Annotated in this window: 1 protein-coding gene; it reads left to right on the top strand. The window is 55.7% G+C overall.

Going from position 1 to position 3,271, the window contains the following annotated elements:
• A partial coding sequence (locus P4L78_RS01325; RefSeq protein ID WP_309326464.1) for a hypothetical protein occupies positions 1-2,758 on the top strand: 2,758 nt, incomplete at its 5' end.
• Positions 2,759-3,271: the final 513 nt, after the last annotated feature.

Raw genomic sequence — 3,271 nt, 5'->3', positions numbered from 1 at the left:
GGTGCCGATGTCGGCAGGCGGAACAGGCTCCTCGACGGCAGTTGGGGCGCTAAGCAATCTCGGTGCGCAGGCAGCGATTGCCGGCCTGGCTTCGGACGGCGTGAACGGAGTTGCAGTGTTGGGAGGCGGGAGTTTCGGAGGACCAGTCGCGGCACCCATCGCATCAGTCAACAACACGGTGGAGGCTGCTGCCTATCCCTCACTGAACGCTGCACTGGCTGTTCTTCTCACCGGACAGACACTTCACCTGGCGTCGAACTATGCAACCACTTTGACCACTACGCCAACAATCTCAACTGCCGGCGTGAGCATCGAGTGTGAGCACGGAGCTTCGATTAACAAGGGTGCAAACATCAACTTGCTCACAATACAAGCCAGTAATGTGAAAATGGACGGTTGCAGGATTACTGGCAGCGGGGCTAGTACCGGCACGGTTTCAAGTGTTTCAGTCGTCAATAACGCAGCGACAGTAGTGCTTACTTCTGCGTTGCCTGCAAACTATCTTCCGGGTTCCGTAGTGGTTTTCGCCGGCACTGGTATATCTGGGCTTGATGCTCACCAAGAAACATTGATGACTGCTAGTGGTTCTACCATGACTTTCACGGCTGCTGCCGTTGCCACAGGCACATTTACGTCATCAGCCGGAACGGTGTCTGGTGGATATGGGGACTATGGAATTGTCGTCAATGGCACAGGTACCCCTGTAACTGGTATCGAGCTTTCTCACCTTAACATTCAAGGCACCGAGAACAACGCCATCTATCTGGAAGGCGTAACCGGCGTTAACATCCACGATAACATTATAGGTGGTATGACCACAGGTTATGGAATCTACGGCGAGTACGGCCTGAGTGATATCAGCATCACGAACAACCATATAGACCGTTCCGCGGCTGCTGAATGGGGAGCAGCGATTGCCCTGCACTCAACTTCGGTTCCCAGCACCACTTCCCATACTTCTATAACTGGAAACATTCTTGAGATCGGTGCCGCGTTTGGCGCAGAGATCGGCGAGTTTGGCGGTTATCTGGCAACTGGGGTGGTGTTTGCAAACAACACTATCAATCAGCATCCCTGGGCTGCGCAAGTCGGTACAAGTATTGACCCCGGGGCGCTGTCGCTGAGTGGAGTTGACGGCGCGAGCGTGACAGGGAACGTCTACAACAACTTCACCGGGCAGCACGGTTACATTTGTTTTGAATTGACGGAGGGAACGCGCAATGTGGTGACGGGGAACACCTGCTACGGTGGCGCGATCAACATCAACCACAATCCCTACACTATCGTCGCAAACAACTACATCGCCCCGCTCTACCCCAACTGGACATCCAACAACTACGGCATTTTCATGCTCGCTGCCAATGCAGGAGTCAACGCTGATTTCATTACTGTCTCTGGCAACATAATTGACCGTTATGGTCTTGGCTCCAACACCACATGGCCAGCCAACACTTATGTTGGACCGGGACAGATTTTCATAGATAGCAACGGAAACATGGAGCGCGTCTCGAATCTGAATGGGGTTACAGGTTGCGAGACGGGAGCAACGGCCCCAACGTGGCCTGCATGGCCGGGTGGTCTGGGGGTGTTCACAGCCGATAACACCTGTGCATGGCAGATGATTGGCCAAGGTCCCCAAGCTGGAGAGACGGGCTACTTTGGCATCCAGGTGCAGTGCAACGCCAGCGGCACCGATTGCAGTCACATTGACATCAACCACAACAAGATTATTGACTATAACCGCATTGCAGCAGATACCGCAGTCGGCATCTCATCCTCCACAGGTACAACACTGGCCGATGTAAACGTATCGGATAATCAGCTCATAGGGTGGTCGCATTGTTACTCCGTCAGCGCCAACAACTCCGCAAATGTGTCGATCTGGATGAACTATGAAGATTGCACTCTTCCTGGCACGCTGAACAGCGCGAGCCATTCAACCATGTCTCAGTACTTCACCATGCTTGGCAAGAGCACGAGCGGCGCGGGCGCATATCTCCCGACCGCCGGAGCGCTCACACCAAACCAAACGGTGATTACTGATTCAAACGGCACTCTCCAGACTTCGGGTGTGGCTCCGGCTTTCCAGATGAGCCAGCCTGTTCTGCGCTGGTGGGCATATTGCATGACCAACAAAACGTCAACCACCTTCCAGAACTGCGGTGGGTGGACTTTGACTGGAGCAGGAACCCCAACAGGTACATATTTCACCGGCAGCACCGCATCTATGCCCGTGATTAACTACGCCAGCGCAGCTACCTCTGGAAGTGCCGCAGGTGTATCTGACGGGTCATTCTCGTTGTACCCAGCGTCTAACCCGTCCGTAGAAGTCTGGGCTGCGATCCCAGGTGCGCTTGACTACACAAATGCTCGAATCTGGCTTGGGATGGGCAACAGCGCCTTTGTTAGCGCGGCATCTGGATCGGATGCGCCAGCAGCTTCAACCTATCTGGCTTTTCGCGCATCGACCTCGGCTTCAGACACCCACTGGAAGTGCATCTCTGCATTGTCGGGGACGCAGACAATCGTCGACTCAGGCATCGCCGCTGCGACGACCACAGGACACACGTTCTTTATCGCAATGGGCAGTGCGGGGACGGTTGCCAATTACTACATCGGCGGGGCGCTGGTTTGCACGATCAACACCAACATACCGACTGTCTCAATGTATCCATACTTCGAATCGACCACGCTGGGTGCTGCGGCGATCAACCTTGAACTCGGGTATCTGTACAAGGAATTTACGCCACAGCAGTAGGTGTTGCGCGAGGCAATGCTGTGCCCATCGCTGCGAATGCGACGACAATGTCTTCCGCACTGTCCAACTGCGAGATGACCTGGACGGGCGGCGATACCGGCGCGTTGTCCCCGGGCAACCAGATGTCGGGGACAGCTGAAGGCAACGATGCGGGAACGCTCAGATGCAAGCGAGTACATGTTCAACGCAAAAGCTGGAACGGCGATCTCATACACATGCGGGAGCTATGCCGGCGGCGGGGCCACGGCGATGCAGTGCGCGGTGAATGCCCGGCTGGAGTACCTGGGCCAAAAGGGAACGCAATGTTTGAGAAAGGCAAGACGGAGAGCGCAAGACGATGATCCAGAGAGAGCAGCAGGATGAGGCGCAGGAGTGGATGGTGCCCGGGGAGTCGCTGGGCTGGGAGGGACTGGATCGCGAAGAGCTGGTGCGGTTTGGGGCAATTCTCGATCAGCGGCCTGCAAGCCTGATGGGAAGCACCGTTGGCATGGCGCTCGCCGAGATGCTGTTGCG

It is taken from the genome of Silvimonas sp. (assembly GCF_031291215.1).
Classification (GTDB): domain Bacteria; phylum Pseudomonadota; class Gammaproteobacteria; order Burkholderiales; family Chitinibacteraceae; genus Silvimonas; species Silvimonas soli.
Note: the sequence above shows the minus strand (reverse complement) of the source record. Positions and strands in the feature narration are given on the sequence as shown.